Genomic DNA, 19,374 nt, shown 5'->3' with positions numbered 1-19,374 from the left:
GTGGGCCGGGCACGGCCGGAGGCGCGGGCCGAAGGCGTGGGCCGGGCACGGCCGGAGGCGCGGGCCGAAGGCGTGGCCAGCTCACCCGGGTGGGGGTCACCCACTGTCACCGCAGCTCACAACGACCCAAGGCCCGATTGAGCAAACAAGAAGATCCGCATCCCGCCGAACGGAGGGACGCGGATCTCGTCGTCTTGCGGCGCTACTGCTCCTCGAAGCGCTGGCGGAAGCGCTCCTCCATCCTCTGGGTGAAGGAACTCCGGCGACCCGATGGCTTCCCACCGCGGGCACCCGATCCACCGCCCTTGCCGTCTCCGTCGGCGCCGTGCCGAATCGATGTGACGGCCATCATGACTCCGAAGAACATCACGAGGAACCCGAGCACGCTGATCAGCGGGATGTCGGCCACCCGGAACTGCGGCACCACCACGCCCAGCACCAGCAGGGCCACGCCCACTACGAACAGGGCGATGCCCTGAATACGCCGTCGGCGAGCGGGGCGACGCAACCGGGTGCCACGCACCGTGGATGCGAACTTGGGGTCCTCGGCATAGAGCTCGCGCTCGATCTGATCGAGCAGCCGCTGCTCATGCTCGGAGAGTGGCATCTTTCCTCCTCCGGCACAGCTGTCGCGGGCGCCGGGCCGCGCAACGTCCTGGACCCAACAGCCAACCCCAGGCGGGGTGGCACTGTCCAGGATACGAGGCCCGCGCCCGCACGACTACCCGATCCCGCATCCAGAAGGGATCGAATTGGGCTAAATCCCGCTCGACGGGCGTTGCGGACCGTCACCGTTGCCGATCGTGACCGTTTTGCCGCCCGACCGCCGTTGTGGGGGAAGGTCACCGAGCCGAAGATCACCCTCCGTTCTCGCGCGGCCCCAGCAACGACGCCGGCCGCACCGCCGCCGAACCGAACTTCGACCGCGCGACGTCCGCCGCCACCTCCGCGTCCCGCCAGCGCGGGGCCGGTGAGTCGAACACCAGCTGCTCCCCCGTCTCTCCCGTGTCCAGCCCCTCGACGCGGACGCCGATCAGCCGCACCGCGCCCGTCGGCGCGTGCTCGGTGAGCAGCGCCACGGCCACCGCGTGGATCTCGCGCGCCACGTCCGTCGCCGAGACCAGCGTGCGGGCGCGGGTGATCGTCCGGAAGTCCGCGAACCGCACCTTGATCGACACCGTCCGGCCCCGCACGCCCCGCTCCCGCAGCGTCGCCCCCACCCTCGAAGACAGCCGCAGCAGCTCGAGCTCGAGGGCAGCGCGCGAATGCAGGTCGACGTCGAACGTGTGCTCCGCGCCGATCGACTTCTCCGGCGAGTCGACCACCACCGACCGCTCGTCCACCCCGTGGGCCAGCCGGTACAGGTGCTCGCCGGCCGCCACCCCCAGCGACTTCTTCAGCCGCTCCGGCGGGAACGCGGCGACGTCGGCGATCGTGGCCAGCCCCAGGCGCCGCAGGTGCTCCTCGGTCCGCGCGCCGACGCCCCACAGCGCCGACACCGGCAGCGGGTGCAGGAACGCCAGGGTCTCCGCCGCCGGCACCACGACCATCCCGTCCGGCTTCGCCATCCCCGACGCCAGTTTCGCGACGAACTTGACCTTCGCCACCCCCACCGAGCAGGTGATCCCGTGCTCGGCCGCGACCCGCGAGCGGATCTCCGCGCCCAGCGACGCCGGTGTGGCGCCCAGCCGCCGCAGCGCCCCGCTGACGTCCAGGAACGCCTCGTCGAGACTCAGCGGCTCGACCAGCGGCGTCAGCTCGCGGAAGATGCCCATCACCCCGCGGGACACCGACGAGTACAGCCCCGACGTCGGCGGGATGTTGATCAGCTGCGGGCACAGCCGTTTCGCCGTCGAGAACGGCATGGCCGAACGCACGCCGAACTTCCGCGCCGGGTAGTTCGCCGCCGCCACGACCGCCCGCGGCCCGCCCCCGGACACCACGACCGGCTTGTCCGCCAGCTCGGGCCGGGTGCGCAGCTCGACCGACACGAAGAACGCGTCCATGTCGACGTGCAGCAGCCCGCACCCGGTGTCGTCCGGCACCGGTTCACCCGGCCGGACGCGGAATCGGCCCATCCCGCCCGGCAACTCGGCATTTCGTCCCACGTCGAGGACGCTACCGGCCACCACCGACAGTTTTGAACGAAGCGCAAAACCGCAGGTCAGACCGGGCGCGCCACCGCGTGCAGCCGGCCGGCGATGTCCCGCAGCACCGGCGTCGCGGACGCCGCCCGCTCGAACGCCGCCAGCTCGTCGTCCCGGACGTCGCCGCCGACCAGGTCGGCGATCACCCGATCACCCTGCAGCAACGTGACTTCCAGCCCCGCCGCCTCCAGGTCGGCCTGCAGCCCGGAGGCGGAAAAACGCCGCAACACCGTCTCGCCGGCGACGACCCCGTCGGCGCTCTCGAGCAGCTGCCGCGCTTCGCCCACCCGGCCCGCCAGCGCGCGGTGGAACGCCGCCGCGTGCCGGTTCGCGACCAGCACCGACACCGCGCCGCCCGGCGCGACCGCCGTAGCCAGCGCCGTCAGCACCGCGGCCGGGTCGTCGACGATCTCCAGCAGCCCGTGGGCCAGCACGAGGTCGGCCGAGCCGGCCTCGACGTGCCGCCCCAGCGCGTCGGAGTCGTCCGCGATCACCGTGATCAGCTCGGAGACGCCCTCCTCCTCGGCCCGCCGCTGCAGCGTGGCCAGGGCGTTCGGGCTCGGCTCGACGACCGTCACCCGGCAGCCCGCCGCCGCGAACGGCACCGCCCAGCCGCCGCTGCCGCCGCCGACGTCGACGACGCGGGGGTGCTCGGCGCCCCGGGCGCGTGCGGCCTCGATCTCGGCCTCGAGCACCCGGCGGACGGCACCCGAACCCCGGGCGGCCACGGTCTCCGTCTTCATGTCGCACAGGGTAGTGCCCGCCCCCGCCGGCCTCCCGAGCTCCTCCCTTCGAGTGAACGGCCCTTGCCCGGCGGCGCCTCGCGCGCGCACCCGTAGGCTGGTGAACGTGCACACGGTCGCCGTACTCAGCCTCAAGGGAGGCGTCGGCAAGACGACGGTCGCTCTCGGTATCGCGTCCGCCGCCTTGCGTAGGGGCACGCGGACGCTGGTGGTCGACCTCGACCCGCAGGGCAACGCCACCACCTCGCTCGACCCGCCCTACACCGACGCCACCCTCGCGGACGTGCTCGAGACCCCCACCCGGGAAACGCTGGAGCGCGCGATCGCCCCGAGCGTCTGGAGCGAGGACGTCGACGTACTCGTCGGTGCCGAAGAGCTGGAGCTGCTCAACGACCCGGACGCCGACAGCGAGCGCCTGGCGAACTTCTCGCGCGCGCTGGACGAGCTGCACCGCACGCCGCTGCGGGAAACCCCGTACGAGCTGGTGATCCTCGACTGCCCGCCGTCGCTGGGCCGCCTGACGAAGTCGGCGCTGGTCGCCGCGGACAGCGCGCTGATCGTGACCGAGCCCACGATGTACGCCGTCGCCGGGGCGTCGCGCGCCCTGGAGGCGATCGAGAAGATCCGCAAGGAGCTCAACCCGGAGCTGCGCCCGATCGGCGTCCTGGTGAACAAGCTGCGCGTGCGCTCCTACGAACACCAGTTCCGGATCGCCGAGCTGCGCGAGAACTTCGGCTCGCTGGTGATGCCGACGGCGATCACCGACCGGCTCGCGGTGCAGCAGGCCCAGGGCGCGTGCAGCCCGATCCACGAGTGGCACTCGCCGGGCGCGCAGGAGATCGCGCTGACGTTCAACATGGTGCTGGCGAAGATCCTGCGCTCGAACCGGGCGGGCCGGCACCGCATCGCCGGCGAGGAGGCCGAAGGCCCGGACTGGCCCGAAGGCCCGGCCCCGGAGACACCCGAGGCACCGGCCGAGGTGTCCGAATCCGCGGGGTGAGCCGTGCCCGAAGGTGACACCGTCTTCCTGGTCGCCCGGCGCTTCGCCAAGGCGATGACCGGGAAGACGTTGCTGCGCGGCGAGTTCCGGGTGCCACAACTGGCCACTGTGGACCTTTCCGGCCGCGAGGTGCTCGGCGTCGGCACGGTCGGCAAGCATCTGTTCACCCGCTTCTCCGGCGACCTGACCCTGCACTCGCACCTGATGATGGACGGGATGTGGGACGTCTACCCGGCCGGCGCGAAGTGGCGGCGACCCGGCCACCACGCGCGGGTGATCTTCACCGCGGCCGACGTCCAGGCGATCGGGTTCCGCGTGCACGACCTGAAACTCGTGGCCACGAGCAAGGAACACGACCTCGTCGCCCACCTCGGCCCGGACCTGCTCGATCCGAAGTGGACGGACGACCACTTGAAGCAGGCGATCGCGAACCTGACCGCCGCGCCGGCGCGCGAACTCGGGCTCGCGCTGCTGGACCAGCGCGTGATGGCGGGCGTCGGCAACCTCTACAAGTGCGAAATCGCCTTCCTGCTCGGGGTGACGCCGTGGACACCGGTGTCCGAAGTGGACGCCGAGCGCACGGTCGCGCTGGCCCGCAAGCTGCTGCTGGCCAACGCCCTCGCCGGGCGGTTCGACCAGAGCACCACCGGCCACCTCGACCGCAACCGCAAGAACTGGGTGTACGAGCGCACCCGCCAGGGCTGCTTCCGCTGCGGCGGCAAGCTCCTGGTCCGCACGCAGGGACACGACGTCCAGCGGCGGCCGACCTGGTTCTGCCCGAAGGACCAGGCAGGCCCGTACCCGCCGCAGTAGGCTGGTGCCCGTGACGACGTTCAAGCTCCCGCTCTACGGGGCCGACACCGAACGCGGCGACCTCGCTCCCTGAGCCGCGCTCTTCTTCCGTCACCTCGTACCCCCTCAAGGGAGCTTTGTCATGCCCGGAATCCTGACCGGGCAGGCGCTGCGCGCGTTCGCGCACGCCCTGCCCAAGGTCGAACTGCACGTCCACCTGGTCGGCTCGGCGAGCCTGCCGACCGTGCTGGAGCTGGCCCGGCGCCGCCCCGCCGCCGGCATCCCCACCGACGAGCGCGAGCTCGCGGAGTTCTTCACCTTCCGCGACTTCGCCCACTTCCTCACCGTCTACCTCGCGGTCACGTCGCTGGTGCGCGACCGCCACGACATCCACACGCTCGTGACCGGCCTGGCGGCGGATCTCGCCGCGCACAACTGCCGCTATGCCGAAGTCACCGTGACGCCGTACAACCACCTGCTCGACGGCATGTCCGGCGACGACCTGCTGACCGGGCTGGAAACCGGCCGGGCCCGCGCCGCCGAACTCGGCGTGGAACTGGCCTGGTGCTTCGACATTCCGGGCGAAAAGGGCAGCCGCGCCGGGCGGGAGACCCTCGTGTTCGCGCTCCGCGAACGCCCCGAAGGCCTGGTGTCGTTCGGGCTCGGCGGCCCCGAACTCGGCGTCGGGCGCGCGCAGTTCGAGCCGTACTTCACGCGGGCGCGGGAAGCCGGGCTGCACAGCGTCCCGCACGCCGGCGAGACGACCGGACCAGCCACCACCTGGTCCGCGCTGCACGACCTAGGCGCCGAGCGGATCGGCCACGGCACCAGCTGCGCGGCCGATCCGGCGCTGATGGAACACCTTGCGGCGCAACGGATCCCGCTCGAAGTGTGCCCGACATCGAACGTCCGGACCGGGCAGGTCCGGTCCGTGGCCGCGCACCCGGTCCGGCGCATGCTCGACCACGGCGTCGTCGTCACGCTCAACACCGACGACCCGCCGATGTTCGGCGCCACGCTCACCGGCGAGTACGTCGCCGTCGCCGAGGCGCTCGGCCTCACCGCGGCCGAACTGGCCCGGCTCGCGGAGAACGCCGTCGACGCCTCCTTCCTCGGCGAGCGGCGGAAAGCCCGTCTGCGGAGTGAGATCGGCGAAATGACGTTGCACGCCACCGCGGACTTCACCTAGCGTGGCAGTACACGAGAAAGGAGGTGGTCCTAAGTTGTATTCCAACAGGACTCGTGAGGTGACTGTCCGCTAGCGGATGGCACGTGGAGGACTTTGAGCAGCGATACAACCGAGCCACCTTCGGCTCATCGCCTGCTTCACGTGGTGCCTGATAGCGAATACCAGGCAGTCACCGTGCCCCCGGGGTTCCCGAGCACCAGTCCGGCTCGGGCTCAGGCGTTTGACGGCGCTTGAGAGCACCCCCGGGGGTCCCTTTACCCATCCGGCCAAAAGTAGGCCGCCCCCTCCGCGCGGGACGTAACTGTTGCTGCGAAAGGTGGTCGGCCGTGGCTGTGGTCGGATGGGTAACGATCGATACAGTTTCGCTCATCTGTGCAGGTAGCGCCACCCGGCGTAGCAAGACGACCGTCCGGCGATCAGCGTTTCGCCGTTCCGTCCCCCGGACGGCTGACGGTCGCTAGCCTGGATGCATGCTCAGGCCCGACTACCCGATCACCACGGCCCGGCTGATCCTGCGCCCGTTCACGTCCGGGGACCTCGACGCGCTGAACTCCTTCCAGTCCCGCGCCGACGTCGCCCGCTACCTCTACTGGGGTCCGCGCAGCCGCGCCGAGTCGGCCGCCGCGCTCGCGAAGCGGGTGCACAGCTCGACATTGACGAAGGAAGGGCAGTTCCTCGCCGTGGCGGTCGAACTGGCCGCGACCGGGCAGCTCATCGGCGACCTGAACCTGGAGTGGCTGAGCAGCGAACACCGCCAGGGCGAGATCGGCTTCGTCTTCCACCCGGACCACCACGGCAAGGGCCTGGCCGCCGAGGCGACCACCGAGCTGCTGCGGCTGGGCTTCGAAGACCTGGGGCTGCACCGCATCATCGGCCGCTGCGACGGCCGGAACACCGCGTCCGCCGCGTTGATGGAACGGCTCGGCATGCGCCGCGAAGCGCACCTCAGGGAAAACGAGATCGTCAAGGGCGAGTGGACCGACGAACTGATCTACGCGATGCTCGAGGACGAGTGGAAGGACCGCGAGTAGTGGCGGCCTTCACTCCCGTGTGACGCTCGGGTCGCGCCCGGCGGGCGATTTGGCAGCATGGGGGCGTGTTCTTCGACAAGATCGTCCGCCCGGCGCTGTACCGGCTGTCCTCCGACGACCCCGAACTGGTGCACGAGCGCACGATCGCCGTCCTCGCCCGGCTCGGCAAGCTCGCTCCCCGCGTTCCCGGTGTTTTCCACGTCGACGACCCGGTGACCGTGCTGGGCCTGCGGTTCCCCAACCGCGTCGGCTTGGCCGCCGGGATGGACAAGAACGGCCGCGCGCTGCCGGCGTGGGCCGCGCTGGGCTTCGGGTTCGTCGAAGTCGGCACCGTGACGCGGCTCGCGCAGCCGGGCAACCCGAAGCCGCGGCTGTTCAGCCTGCCCGCCAGCGACGCGGTGATCAACCGCATGGGCTTCAACAACGAGGGCGCCGAAGCGCTCGCGGCCAAGCTCGCGCGCGACGGGAAACCGGGTGTCCCGCTGGGGATCAGCATCGGCAAGTCGAAGGTGACGCCGCTCAAGGACGCCGTCGAGGACTACCGGTTCTCGCTGCGCGCGCTGCACCCGTACGCGGACTACTTCGCGATCAACGTCAGCTCCCCCAACACGCCGGGGCTGCGGCAGTTGCAGGACCGCACGGCGCTCGCCGAGCTGCTCGGCGAGCTGCGTGCGACGTCGGCCGAGCTGGCCGGCGGCGGATCGCCGGTGCCGGTGCTGGTGAAGGTCGCGCCCGACCTGACCGACGACGCGCTGGCCGAGCTGCTGGAAGTCGCGCTCGAGCACGGTGTCGCCGGGATCATCGCCACGAACACGACGCTGTCGCGCGAGGGCATCGCCCCCGCGGAAAGCAGCCTGGCCGGACAGGCGGGAGGACTGTCCGGCCGGCCGCTGACCACCCGCGCGGCCGAGGTCGTGCGGTTCGTGCACGACCGGACCGGCGGGAGCCTGCCGATCATCGGTGTCGGCGGGATCATGGGCCCGGACGACGCTGTCCGGCTCGTCGACGCCGGTGCGTCGCTCGTGCAGCTCTACACGGGCTTCGCGCTGCACGGTCCGGGTTTGGTGCGGCGCGTCAGCCGGGGTCTCGCGGCCCGGCGGTAGACGCGAAGCGCACGTACCCGCGCCAGGACTCGTAGCGGTCCAGACCAGGTCCCTCGGCCGTCAGGCACCGGACGGCCAGGGGTGCGGTGCCGTCGTCGAGCACGACGCGGTCGAGCACGAACGGCTCCTTCAGAGTGGTGGCGAACCGCTCGAACGCGGCCGGCGACAGGCGCCAGCGCTCGCCGTCGAGGGTGGCGGTGCCCTCGAGGACGCCCGGTTGCGGCGGTTCGGTGTCCAGCAGCACCATCCGGTAGGCGTCGGTGGTCCGGACCGGTCCGGTGAAGCGGGCGCCGAGGACGGTGAGGTCGGCGTTGAGCGGCTGGCCGCGCAGGTGCGCGCCGAACACCACGACGTCCTCCCCCGGCTCCGGGTAGGGCGTCATCGGCTCGTCCGTGCAGACGGTCGCCAGGTCGAGGGCGATCTGGTCTTCGAACGCCCGCGCCAGGAAGGTGACGCCGAACGGACGGCGGTCGCCCGGCAGCACCGGGACGGACACGGCGGCCACGTCGAAGAGGTTCGCGAAGGCCGTGCAGGAGGTCAGGCGGTGGCCCACGCCGGCCGGGTCGGCCAGCGCCTCGGCGATCCCCGGGTGCTCCGGCACGGTCGGCAGGAGGAGGGCATCGAAGCCGTCGAAACCCTGGTCGGGTACGGAGATCGGGGCGAGCACGGCGCCGGCGGCGGTCAGCCGGGCGACGACGGCCTCGAGGGCGAGGCTCGCGGCCTCGCCGAGGGGTAGGTCGGTGGGGTAGGCGATCCGCGGGTGCTCGCCGGCGCCGAGGCGGACGTCGGCGGGCCAGGGACGGTCGCCGCCGGTCATCAGGGTGAGCGCTCGGTGGGCCGCGACCAGGCCGGCCGCGTACACGGAGACGTTGTCGGCGGCGGGCAGGAGGCCTCGCGTCGGCTTCACCGCGGCGATGGCGTTCAGCGCGGCCGGGACGGCGCCGCCGGTGCTCAGGGCCAGGTCGACGACGCCGAGCGCGACGGCGACCGCGGCGCCGTTGCCGCCGGCCTTCGTGCGGTCCCAGGCGCCGGAGATCATGGCGGCGCCGGTCTTGCCGAGCACGACGGCGCCGGCGGCGGTGAGCCGGGTGACGACCGCGGCACTGGTTTCCGGGACGCCGTGGCCGGACGGCTGCCCGGCGACGTCGATCAGGTCCTGGACGGCGATGACGGTGCCGGCCAGCGGCAGGTCTTCACCGGCCTTGACGCGCTCGTCGACGGCTTTGGCGTCGACGAGGACGTCTTCGACGGCGCGGAGGGTGGTCCAGAGTTCGGGACGGCCGGCCTCGGTGAGGCGTTCGAAGGCCGCGATGACGCGCTGGGAGGCGGTGGGCGGGGTGATCGGCACGGGGTCCGGGTCCGGCGGGAGCGTGTTCACGGGGCGTCCTTTCCTCGGCGGTCGAGAAAGTCCACTGTGTACGGTCGGCGCCGTCGAACCTCAGTCCACGGCGGGCCTCCCGGCGAGTGACACCTCGGCATGCATGACAGAAACGTTAGGGCGCGGACGTTTCCGTAGCCATCAGTTTCCGATTACGCGCGGGTTTCGGCCCCGGAAGGTGAACAGGGGGCGACGCCGGGGTGAAACGCACGATCACGCACGCCGGGTGACAAACCCCCGCCTCCCCCATCCGGCGGCCCTCGAACGGCCGAATCCGACATCCGAATGGCCCAGCGAACCCCAAAACCGCGTGATCGAGCCCGGAACTCGCGTGATCGAAGCCGGAACTCGCGTGACTGGGCCCGTGACTCGCGTGATTGAGGCCGTACCGGCTCTGATCACGCGAGTTCCGGCCCGGATCACGCGAGTTACGGGTCTGATCACGCGGGATCCGGGGTGGATCACGGGAGGATGGGTCAGGAGAGTTCGCGGAGGGCCATGGCTAGGCCGGCGAGGCGGTCGGTGGCGTCGGTGAGGGCCTGCTTGGACGTCACCAGGCCGTCGCCGGCGGCGGCGACCGTGTGGCCGGCCGCGGCGACCAAGCCGCGATAGCCCTCGAGGCCGTCTTCGAGCTGCTCGCGGAGCTTGGCCACCGCCGCGTCCAGGGCAGCCTTCTCGCGGGCGGGTGCCGAGTCGCGGCCGCGCTCGATCGCCTGGATGCGACCGGCCAGGCCGCGCAACGCGGCCGCCGCTTCGGTCGCCGTCTGGCGAGCGTCCGCGACCGAGACCTCCGAGACCAGCGGTGTCCCCAGCGACGAGGGCACCGAAAGCTGGCGCAGGAGCTCCGTCAGCGACGCTTCGCACTCGGCGAGACGTTCCATCGGCTCACGGGCCGCCGAGCGGGCGGGCGGCAACGGCGGCGGGCCGGCCGGGGCCGCCGGGATCGGGGTGCGCTTGAGTTCACGCAGCTTCAGGCCGGAGCGGACGCTGAACGTGCCGAAGATGACGGCTCCGGCGAACGCCGTGATCGCCTGCGGCATCATCGCGACGCCGGCCGGGCTGAGCCAGCCCACCGCCGCGGCCACCGTCACGACCGCGCACAGGATCGTCAGGATGATCCACAGCGTCATCGCCTTCGACGTCCGGCGCTTGCGGCGTTCGAGCTTCGCCGCCGGGTGGTTCCAGCGGTCCCACTTGGCGCGGGCCTCGGCGAACGCCGGGACCTGGCCGGCCATCGACGACAGCGACGCCGTCATGTCGGGCCGCCGCACCTGCGGGCGTTGCAACGGGTTGGGGCGCTGCGGTGCGGGCTTCCCGCCGGCCTGATCGGCCGGCGGGAAGTACTTCTGCACCTTCTGGAGCTTCTCCTGGGCGCGCACCGCGTAGTCGGGCAGCTTCTCGATGTGCTTCTCCAGCTTCGCGCTCAGCTCGCTGAAGTCGCGCCGTCTGCCCTGCTGCCCCATGGTGCTCGCCCCCTCCGGAGTCGTCAGGCCGGGTTCTTGCCCTGCTCGGCCTGCACCCGCGCCTGGATTTCCCGCTGGATGTCGGCCGAGCTGCTGGCCGGCTGCTGGGCCGTCTTGCCGCCGTCGGTCACCTGCGCGACCGACTCGCCGCGCATCGACGACCGGATCTGCTCGAGCCGCGAGTGGCCGGCCAGTTGCGTGGTGGAGGCCTGAACCTCCATCATGCGCCCCTGGACCGAGTTCTGGGCGAGTTCCGCCTGGCCCAGCGCCGTGGTGTAGCGCTTCTCGATCTTGTCGCGGACCTCTTCCAGCGACGGCGTGTTGCCCGGCGCGGCCAGCTGGCTCATCTGGTTCAGCGAAGCGGAGACCTGCTCCTGCATCTTCGCCTGCTCCAGCTGCGAGAGCAGCTTGGTGCGCTCGGCGAGCTTCTGCTGCAGCATCTGCGAGTTCCGCTCGACGGCCTGCTTCGCCTGCGCCGCGGCCTGCAGCGACTGGTCGTGCAGCGTCTTCAGGTCCTCGATGTTCTGCTCGGCCGTGACGAGCTGCGTGGCGAAGCTCTCCGCGGCGTTCTCGAACTCGACGGCCTTCTGCTCGTCACCCTTCGAGCGGGCCTCGTCCGCGAGGACGAGCGCCTGCCGGGTCGAGGCCTGCAGCTTCTCGACGTCGCCGAGCTGCCGGTTGAGCTTCATCTCCAGCTGCCGCTGGTTGCCGATCACGGAGGCGGCCTGCTGCGTCAGCGCCTGGTGGTTGCGCTGCGCCTCCTCGATGGCCTGCTGGATCTGTACCTTCGGGTCGGCGTGCTCGTCGATCTTCGACGAGAACGCCGCCATCATGTACTTCCAGAACTTCACGAACGGGTTGGCCATCTCCTCCGCCTGCCTTCTTGCGTCCCACGGGCCTAGGTACTCGGGGTGTGGGGCGTCGCTCCCCTGCAAGTGCAACGCTCCGACCCCGGCGTCGGGTTCCATCGTGTCAGGTCGGCCACGTCCGTTCCAGGCGACCCGGCCGAATTCAGGGATCACCCCGATCACTACCCGTAGACAACGCCGACGGCCCCGGGCGGGTTGCCCGGGGCCGTGCGGTCGTGTGCGCTGGGGCTACGCGGCGATCGTGGAGGCCAGCTTGGGCTGGCCGATCGTCGTCCGCAGCGTCGTGTTCATCCGCGGGGCCGGGGAAACCCGCAGGTCGGCGAGGTCGTTGCCGATCAGCTCGGACATCAGGCGGCCGCCTTCGATGCCGGCGGCCGAAGCCTCCGCGCCCCGCTTCTCCCGGGGCGCGCCCTCCACGATCCGCTCGTCGACCGGTGGGACCTCGACGTTGTCGAGGGCCGATACGTCCGCCGCCACGTTGTGCAGCAGCTCGCCGAGCGGAAGGTCCAGGGCCTGGCAGATGGACGCGAGCAGCTCGCTCGACGCCTCCTTCTGGCCCCGTTCGACCTCCGAGAGGTAGCCGAGGCTGACCCTGGCGGCGCGGGAGATGTCGCGCAGCGTACGACGCTGGTTGGTGCGGGCATGACGGAGCCGATCACCGATCGCCTCACGCAACAGCACGGTCATCACGCGCCTCCCTTCCGAACAAGTACCCCCTACGTTACCCAGAGCGGTGCCCCGGGCGCAGGAGTTGGTGTGCACGTACGCCAAGGGCGAACGCGTGTTTCACCTCAAATGTTCCCCGAGCAGGGCAAACGCGGCCAAGACCGACTCGGTCCTGATCAAATCGCGATCGCCGGACAAGGCCAGCGTACGGACTGTACGTGTTCCCGGCCCGGCCAGCCCGACGTGCACCGTGCCCGGCGCGACGCCGTCCTGCGCCGACGGCCCGGCCACGCCGGTAAGCCCGAGGCCCCAGGTGGCGCCGCACCGGCCGCGCGCGCCCTCGGCCAGCTGGGCGGCCACCTCGGGGTGGACGGCGCCGTGCTCGGCCAGCAGCTCCGAAGAGACGCCGGCCAGGGCCGCCTTCAGCTCGGTCGCGTAGACGACCAGTCCCCCGCGCAGCGCCGCGCTGGCCCCCGGCACCCGCGCGAGGGTCGCGCAGACCAGGCCGGCGGTGAGGGACTCGGCCGCGGCGACCGTCTCGCCCCGCGCGGTCAGGGCGCCGATCAGCGCGGCGGCCTGCTCGTCACCCCGCACCGGAGGTCGCGGATGACCCGGTGCCGGCGCCGGAGGTCCCGAATGAGGCGTTCGCGACGCTTCGGCGGGGGTTCCGGCCACCGTCAGCTCCCGGTGACCCGGCGCCCGGCCGCGCGCAGCCGCACCGCCCGCACCAGGTAGTCGACGCCGGTCACGACGGTCAGCACCAGCGCCAGCCCCATCAGTGCCCACCGCACCGGGTCCGCTCCCACCGGCAGCGGCAGCAGGTACGCCACGATCGCCGCGATCTGGGCCATCGTCTTGGCCTTCCCGCCGCGGCTGGCCGGGATCACGCCGTGCCGGATCACCCAGAACCGCAGCAGCGTCACGCCGATTTCGCGGACCGCGATGACGATCGTGACCCACCACCCGAGCTCGCCCAGCACGCTCAGCCCGACCAGCGCCGCGCCGGTCAGCGCCTTGTCCGCGATCGGGTCGGCGATCTTGCCGAAGTCGGTGATCAGGCCGTACTTGCGGGCCACCCAGCCGTCCAGCTGGTCGGTGGCCGAGGCGATCGCGAACAACCCGGTCGCGAGCGCGCGCCAGGTCGTGTCGTGGCCGTCGCCGACGAACAGCGCGATCACGAACAGCGGCACCAGGACCAGCCGCGACAGCGTCAGCAGGTTCGCGACGTTGAGCGTGGGAACCGGGGTCGGCTCGGGGACCTGGGCGGCGGTGTCGCGCGCGAGGCCCTCGTCGGCGGCGTCGCTGGGGAGCGCACTCACCGGTCGGCGTCCGGTACCGCGCGGACGATCAGGTCCACGCCCGCCGAGTCGACGACCACGCAGCGCAGGAAGTCACCCACCTGCACCTTCTCCGGCGCGTCGAGGATGACGCACTCGCCGTCGACCTCCGGCGCCTGGTGCGCCGCGCGGCCGGTGAGCTCGCCGTCGTCGTCCAGCTCGACCAGGACGTCGACGAGCGTGCCGATCCGGTCCTCGGCGCGCTGCGCGGTCAGCTCCTCGACCAGCGCCGAGATCCGGGTGACGCGCGCGGCGACCTCCTCGGCGGAGAGCTTCCCGTCGAAGGTTTCGGCCTCGGTGCCGTCCTCGTCGGAGTAGCCGAAGACGCCCACGGCGTCGAGGCGCGCGCCGGTGAGGAACCGCTCGAGCTCGCTCAGGTCGTGCTCGGTCTCGCCGGGGAACCCGACGATCACGTTGGTCCGGATACCGGCCTCGGGCGCGTACTCGCGGATCTGCTCGCACAGCGCCAGGAACGAGTCGGTCGAGCCGAACCGGCGCATCCGGCGCAGCACCTGCTCGCTGGAGTGCTGGAAGGACAGGTCGAAGTACTCGGCGACGCCCGGCGTGGTCGCGATGGCCTTGACCAGCTGCGGGCGCGTCTCGGCCGGCTGCAGGTAGGAGACCCGGACGCGCTCGATGCCGTCGATCTCCGCCAGCCGCGGCAGCAGCCGCTCCAGCGCGGTGGCGCCGTCGCGGCCGAAGTCCTTGCCGTACGACGTCGAGTTCTCGCTGACCAGGAACAGCTCCTTGACGCCGTTCTCGGCCAGCCACATCGCTTCGGCGACGACCTCGTCCGGCTGCCGCGAGACGAAGGAGCCGCGGAACGACGGGATCGCGCAGAACGAGCAGCGCCGGTCGCAGCCGGAAGCGATCTTCAGCGCGGCCACCGGCGAGTCGTCCAGGCGCGTGCGCAGCACCCGCGGGCCCCAGCCGTGCTGCGCGTGCCCCGGGACCTCGACCGCCTCGGCGGCGGCGGGCCGCTCGACCGGGCTGATCGGCAGCAGCTTGCGGCGGTCACCCGGCGTGTGCGAGGCGATCTTGCGGCCGGCGACGACGTCGTCGAGCCGGGCCGAGAGGTCGGCGTAGTGGTCGAAGCCCAGCACCGCGTCGGCCTCCGGGAGGCTGTCGGCGAGCTCGTGCCCGTAGCGCTCGGCCATGCAGCCGACGGCGACGACCTTCTTGCCCGTGTCGGACGCGGCGAGCAGCGTGTCGACGGAGTCCTTCTTGGCCGACTCGACGAAGCCGCAGGTGTTGACCACCACGACATCGGACTCTTCGGGATCGGCCGCCAGCTCCCAGCCGCCGGCCGCGAGCCGGCCCGCCAGCTCCTCCGAGTCGACCTCGTTGCGGGCGCAGCCCAGGGTCAGCAGGGAGACGCGTCGGGTGGCGGCTGGGTCCGTGGCAGGGGAAGGCACAACGCTCAGGGTAGCCGCCGGTCCCGGGCGGCCCGACGACGGCGTAGCCCGGTCGTGTCGCCACCCGTGCCAAGGGATGTGGCAGGGTGGACGATCGTGCCGTCCGACTCGCCTAGCCCGACCGTCCGCCGCGCCCGGATCGCCGATGTCCGCAAGATCAAGGCCCTGGTCGACTCGGACGCCGGGCGCGTCCTGCTGGAGAAGGACCTGGTCACGCTGTACGAGGACGTCCAGGAGTTCTGGGTCGCCGAAGTGGGTGACGACGTCGTCGGCGCGGCCGCGCTGCACGTGCTCTGGGAGGACATCGCCGAGCTGCGCACGGTCGTGGTCGACAAGGCCGTCCGCGGCCAGGGCGTCGGGCGGGTGCTGGTCGCCCGGCTGGTCGACGAGGCACGTGAGCTGGGTCTCAAACGGCTGTTCGTGCTGACCTTCGAGACGAGCTTCTTCGCCGGGCACGGGTTCGTGGAGATCGACGGCACCCCGGTGTCGCACGAGGTCTACGAAGAGATGCGGCGGTCGCACGACACGGGTGTCGCGGAATTCCTCGACCTTCCTTACGTCAAGCCGAACACCTTGGGGAATTCCCGCATGTTGCTCGAACTGTGAGTGAAAACCTCCTTTCGGGCGGTGACGTGCGCCACTGCGCTGCCGGAAGCTGATCGGGCACCAGTCCACCGATCGGCAAGGAAAACCGATGCGCACGACACTGCGGAACCTGGGGGCCACCGTGACGGTGGCCGTTTCTGTCGGCGCGGGCGCCCTGCTGGGCACCGGCACCGCGGCCGCCGTCGACATCCCGGCGGTCACCGACCAGTACCTCTTCTCGACGTCGTTGTCCGGCTTCGAAACGATCCGGAACTCCGCGCCCTACTCCGGCCAGCTCGACTGGTCGTCCGACGGCTGCTCGTGGTCGCCGGACACCCCGTTCGGCTGGCAGTTCCTGCCGGGCTGCCACCGGCACGACTTCGGCTACCGCAACTACAAGAAGCAGGGCCGGTTCACCGCGGCGAACCGGCTGAAGATCGACGACAACCTGTACACCGACCTGAAGAGCGTCTGCGGGTCGAACATCGCCTGCAAGGGCGCGGCCTGGACGTACTACCAGGCGGTCCGCAAGTTCGGCGGCTGATCAGCTGATCCGGACGGTCGCTTCCCCGCCGTCCTCGCTCACCGAGACCAGCTCGATCCGGCTGGCGGCGAACGACGTCGCCTGCGGGCCGGTGCGCGGGCCGCTGTGGAGCTCGGCCGTGGTGCTCTCGCCGCGGCCGGGCTCCTTCAGCAGGAACGCGAGTGTCGCCTCCCCCTGCCAGAAGCACTGCATCCCGGGCCGGCAGCGAGAGTCGGCGACAACCCGGGTGAACCGCACGGTGAGGTCCTTCCCCTGCACGGCGGCCTCCTGCCCGAGCCGCAGGGTGACGTCCTGCCCGGCGGGGGCACTGACGGTGCTCGGGGACAGCGGCGAGGCAGGCCCGCCAACGGCAGGCTGCCCGGCGGCGACCGAGCTCCCGGCGCCCACCGTGACGACGGCGAAGGCGAACAGTCCGGCTACGAATCGCTGTAGGTCCACGTGCAGTGGACGGAACGAACCGGGCCGGGGTTGCACGCGCTACTCGTCGTCGTTCGCGGCGTCGGTGTCCACCGGGCCGCCGCCGCGGATCATGAACAGGACGCCCTCCAGTTCCTCCGGCTTGATCAGCACGTCGCGGGCCTTCGAGCCCTCCGACGGGCCCACCACGCCGCGGCTCTCCAGCAGGTCCATCAGGCGCCCCGCCTTGGCGAAGCCGACCCGCAGCTTGCGCTGCAGCATCGACGTCGACCCGAACTGGGACGTCACGATCAGCTCGGCAGCCTGCAGCAGGACGTCGAGGTCGTCGCCGATGTCCGGGTCGATCTCCTTCTTCTCGCCCGCCTTCGCCGCCGTGACGCCGTCCTGGTAGTCCGGCTGCGCCTGCTCCTTGGCGTAGTTGACGACCGAGGCGATCTCCTCGTCGCCGACGAACGCGCCCTGGATGCGGACCGGCTTGCCCGCCCCCATCGGCAGGTAGAGCGCGTCGCCCATGCCGATCAGCTTCTCCGCGCCCGGCTGGTCCAGGATGACCCGCGAGTCCGTCAGCGACGACGTCGCGAACGCCAGCCGCGAGGGCACGTTGGTCTTGATCAGGCCGGTCACCACGTCGACCGACGGCCGCTGCGTGGCCAGGACCAGGTGGATCCCCGCGGCACGCGCCTTCTGGGTGATGCGGACGATCGCGTCCTCGACGTCGCGCGGGGCGGTCATCATCAGGTCGGCGAGCTCGTCGACGATCGCCATGATGTACGGGTACGGCCGGTACTCGCGCTCGGACCCCGGCGGCGCGGTGATCTCGCCCGAGCGCACCTTCTTGTTGTAGTCGTCGATGTGCCGGACCTTGTTGACCTGCATGTCCTGGTAGCGCTGCTCCATCTCCTCCACCAGCCAGGCCAGCGCGGCGGCGGCCTTCTTCGGCTGGGTGATGATGGGCGTGATCAGGTGCGGGATGCCCTCGTAGGGCGTCAGCTCGACCATCTTCGGGTCGATCAGGATCATCCGGCACTCGTCCGGCGTCGAGCGCGCGAGCAGCGACACCAGCATCGAGTTGACGAAGCTCGACTTACCGGACCCGGTCGACCCCGCGACCAGCAGGTGCGGCATCTTCGTCAGGTTCGCGGTGACGAAGTGGCCCTCGATGTCCTTCCCGAGGCCGATCACCATCGGGTGGTTGTCCTTGACCGTGGACGGCGCCCGCAGGACGTCGCCGAGGCGGACCATCTCGCGGTCGGAGTTCGGCACCTCGATGCCGACCGCCGACTTGCCGGGGATCGGCGCCAGCAGGCGGACGTTGTCGGTGGCCACCGCGTAGGCGATGTTCTTGGTCAGCGCGGTGATCTTCTCGACCTTCACGCCCGGGCCGAGTTCGACCTCGTAGCGGGTGACCGTCGGACCCCGGGTGAAGCCGGTGACCTGCGCGTCGACGTTGAACTGCTCCAGCACGCCGGTGATCGCCTCGATCATGGCGTCGTTGGCCTTGCTCCGGGACTTCGGCGCGTCGCCGAGCTTCAGCAGGTCGGGCGGCGGGAGCTGGTAGTCGCCTTCGACCGTGCGGGTGACCGCGAGCGGCGGTTCCGGGGCCTTCTTCGGCTTCTTCTCGACGACCTCGGGCACCGGCTTGGGCTTGGGCGGCTTGATCGGCGTCGGCGCCTCGGCCAGCATCGCGTCGATGTCCAGCTGCTCGGGTTCGGCGTCGCTGGCCTGGCGGCGCCGGGACGGCTTGCGCAGCCGCGCGGCCTTCGGGTCGGCGTCGGCGACCTTCTCCTCGTCGGTCGCGAAGCCCGAGCGCTGCGCCTCGGCCTCGGCGATCTCCTCCTCGTCGAGGCCCCAGTTGCGCAGCCGCTGCGGGATCTGGCGGACCGGCGTGCCGGTGAACACGAGCACGCCGAAGAACAGCGCGAGGATCAGCAGCGGCACGGCGACCCAGGTGGTGACGCCCATGGTGAGCAGGCCGCCGGAGAAGGCGCCGACGATGCCGCCGGCGTACATCCGGCCGTCGTTGGTCTCCGGCAGCGCGGTGAAGATGTGCAGCATCCCGAGCACGGACAGGACGACCATGATCGTGCCGACGACCATCCGCGGCCGCGTCTCCGGGTGCGGCTCGGACCGCATCAGCGCGACGGCGACCACGACCAGCACCAGCGGCAGCGTGACGGCCCCGGCGCCGAGGACGGTCCGGGTGGCGATCTCCACCCCGGCCCCGATCGGCCCGGCCGCCCGCCACCAGACGCCGACGGCCGCGACGATGGCCAGCGCGATCAGGCCCAGCGCGAGCCCGTCGCGGCGGTGCTCGGCCTCGAGCTCGCGGGTGCGGCCGACCGTCCTGGCCAGCGTGCCGAGGCCCTTGGCCAGCAGATTCCAGGTGCCGCGGACGCCCTTCCCGAAGATCCCGGGCGTCTTGCGGCGGGCGCGTGGCGCGGGTTTGCGAGCGGCCGGACGTGACTTCGCGGGTGTACGCGGCTTGCGCGCCGCTGCCCCCTTCGCGCCGCTTCCCGTGCTTCTCTTCCTCGTCGCCGACCCAGCCATACCGGTAACGGTAACCGGCCGTGGCGGTTCGTCCCACGCGCCACTCTCGGCCCAGGGTGAACTTCTGCCTCACACCGCGGGTTGAGCGGCCATCCGGGTGAACCGCGGCCGCCGGTCCCAAGCGCCCCAATGTGGCGTTCGGTGCGTC

At 71.5% G+C, this 19,374-nt stretch carries 19 protein-coding genes; 7 read left to right on the top strand and 12 right to left on the bottom strand.

The window, feature by feature from the left end; genetic code table 11:
- Positions 1-202: 202 nt before the first annotated feature.
- From ACWEVN_RS23135 to ACWEVN_RS23125, 3 genes are all read right to left on the bottom strand, one after another.
- Positions 203-607, bottom strand: a complete 405-nt coding sequence (locus ACWEVN_RS23135) for a DUF3040 domain-containing protein (protein ID WP_310972621.1) — start codon at positions 605-607, stop codon at positions 203-205.
- Positions 608-857: 250 nt separating this feature from the next.
- Positions 858-2,078, bottom strand: a complete 1,221-nt coding sequence (gene dinB / locus ACWEVN_RS23130) for a DNA polymerase IV (protein WP_452052640.1) — start codon at positions 2,076-2,078, stop codon at positions 858-860.
- An 86-nt stretch (positions 2,079-2,164) separates the two neighbouring features.
- On the bottom strand, positions 2,165-2,890 hold the full coding sequence (locus tag ACWEVN_RS23125; protein ID WP_449686908.1) for a methyltransferase domain-containing protein: 726 nt from the start codon (positions 2,888-2,890) through the stop codon (positions 2,165-2,167).
- A 106-nt stretch (positions 2,891-2,996) separates the two neighbouring features.
- On the opposite strand from ACWEVN_RS23125, the gene ACWEVN_RS23120 reads away from it, so the two are divergent.
- The 5 genes from ACWEVN_RS23120 (at position 2,997) to ACWEVN_RS23100 (ending at position 8,005) form a co-directional block, all read left to right on the top strand.
- Positions 2,997-3,890 carry a ParA family protein gene (locus tag ACWEVN_RS23120; RefSeq protein ID WP_449686907.1) on the top strand — a complete coding sequence of 298 codons (894 nt, stop codon included), beginning with the start codon at positions 2,997-2,999 and terminating at the stop codon, positions 3,888-3,890.
- 3 nt (positions 3,891-3,893) lie between these two features.
- The gene (locus ACWEVN_RS23115) at positions 3,894-4,703 is read left to right on the top strand and encodes a DNA-formamidopyrimidine glycosylase family protein (RefSeq protein ID WP_452052633.1); all 810 of its coding nucleotides are present in this window, start codon (positions 3,894-3,896) and stop codon (positions 4,701-4,703) included.
- Positions 4,704-4,824: 121 nt separating this feature from the next.
- Positions 4,825-5,871, top strand: a complete 1,047-nt coding sequence (gene add / locus ACWEVN_RS23110) for an adenosine deaminase (RefSeq protein ID WP_452052632.1) — start codon at positions 4,825-4,827, stop codon at positions 5,869-5,871.
- A gap of 470 nt (positions 5,872-6,341) precedes the next feature.
- A complete protein-coding gene (locus tag ACWEVN_RS23105; protein WP_449686904.1) occupies positions 6,342-6,902 on the top strand; it encodes a GNAT family N-acetyltransferase in 561 nt (186 codons plus the stop codon).
- A gap of 65 nt (positions 6,903-6,967) precedes the next feature.
- Positions 6,968-8,005, top strand: coding sequence for a quinone-dependent dihydroorotate dehydrogenase (locus ACWEVN_RS23100; RefSeq protein WP_452052631.1), 1,038 nt, complete (start codon positions 6,968-6,970; stop codon positions 8,003-8,005).
- Here the strand turns inward: ACWEVN_RS23100 and ACWEVN_RS23095 are convergent.
- The 7 genes from ACWEVN_RS23095 to rimO form a co-directional block, all read right to left on the bottom strand.
- Positions 7,977-9,383, bottom strand: a complete 1,407-nt coding sequence (locus tag ACWEVN_RS23095; RefSeq protein ID WP_452052630.1) for an allophanate hydrolase-related protein — start codon at positions 9,381-9,383, stop codon at positions 7,977-7,979. The genes ACWEVN_RS23100 and ACWEVN_RS23095 overlap by 29 nt on opposite strands.
- 476 nt (positions 9,384-9,859) lie before the next feature.
- On the bottom strand, positions 9,860-10,846 hold the full coding sequence (pspM, locus tag ACWEVN_RS23090) for a phage shock envelope stress response protein PspM (protein WP_449686901.1): 987 nt from the start codon (positions 10,844-10,846) through the stop codon (positions 9,860-9,862).
- 23 nt (positions 10,847-10,869) lie between these two features.
- Positions 10,870-11,712 (bottom strand): PspA/IM30 family protein, encoded by an 843-nt coding sequence (locus ACWEVN_RS23085; protein WP_325154408.1) that lies wholly within the window; start codon positions 11,710-11,712, stop codon positions 10,870-10,872.
- 231 nt (positions 11,713-11,943) lie between these two features.
- Positions 11,944-12,402: a helix-turn-helix domain-containing protein gene (locus ACWEVN_RS23080; RefSeq protein WP_167454979.1), complete on the bottom strand. Its 459-nt coding sequence runs from the start codon at positions 12,400-12,402 to the stop codon at positions 11,944-11,946.
- Between the two features lie 99 nt (positions 12,403-12,501).
- The gene (locus tag ACWEVN_RS23075; protein WP_452052629.1) at positions 12,502-12,975 is read right to left on the bottom strand and encodes a CinA family protein; all 474 of its coding nucleotides are present in this window, start codon (positions 12,973-12,975) and stop codon (positions 12,502-12,504) included.
- Between the two features lie 83 nt (positions 12,976-13,058).
- The gene (gene pgsA, locus ACWEVN_RS23070) at positions 13,059-13,700 is read right to left on the bottom strand and encodes a CDP-diacylglycerol--glycerol-3-phosphate 3-phosphatidyltransferase (RefSeq protein WP_449686899.1); all 642 of its coding nucleotides are present in this window, start codon (positions 13,698-13,700) and stop codon (positions 13,059-13,061) included.
- Positions 13,697-15,133, bottom strand: a complete 1,437-nt coding sequence (gene rimO, locus ACWEVN_RS23065) for a 30S ribosomal protein S12 methylthiotransferase RimO (protein WP_452052628.1) — start codon at positions 15,131-15,133, stop codon at positions 13,697-13,699. The genes pgsA and rimO overlap by 4 nt, the downstream gene beginning before the upstream one ends.
- A gap of 96 nt (positions 15,134-15,229) precedes the next feature.
- Here rimO and ACWEVN_RS23060 point away from each other — a divergent pair, with 96 nt between their 5' ends.
- Both ACWEVN_RS23060 and ACWEVN_RS23055 read left to right on the top strand, forming a co-directional pair.
- Positions 15,230-15,739: an amino-acid N-acetyltransferase gene (locus ACWEVN_RS23060; RefSeq protein WP_449686897.1), complete on the top strand. Its 510-nt coding sequence runs from the start codon at positions 15,230-15,232 to the stop codon at positions 15,737-15,739.
- A gap of 88 nt (positions 15,740-15,827) precedes the next feature.
- Entirely contained in the window at positions 15,828-16,262 is a 435-nt protein-coding gene (locus ACWEVN_RS23055) for a phospholipase (RefSeq protein WP_449678366.1), read from the top strand.
- On the opposite strand, the gene ACWEVN_RS23050 is transcribed toward ACWEVN_RS23055, so the two are convergent.
- Both ACWEVN_RS23050 and ACWEVN_RS23045 read right to left on the bottom strand, forming a co-directional pair.
- Positions 16,263-16,700, bottom strand: a complete 438-nt coding sequence (locus ACWEVN_RS23050; RefSeq protein ID WP_452052627.1) for a hypothetical protein — start codon at positions 16,698-16,700, stop codon at positions 16,263-16,265.
- A 39-nt stretch (positions 16,701-16,739) separates the two neighbouring features.
- Positions 16,740-19,226, bottom strand: coding sequence for a DNA translocase FtsK (locus ACWEVN_RS23045; protein WP_452052626.1), 2,487 nt, complete (start codon positions 19,224-19,226; stop codon positions 16,740-16,742).
- Positions 19,227-19,374: the final 148 nt, after the last annotated feature.

Source organism: Amycolatopsis sp. NPDC003861 (genome assembly GCF_053605405.1).
Note: the sequence above shows the minus strand (reverse complement) of the source record. Positions and strands in the feature narration are given on the sequence as shown.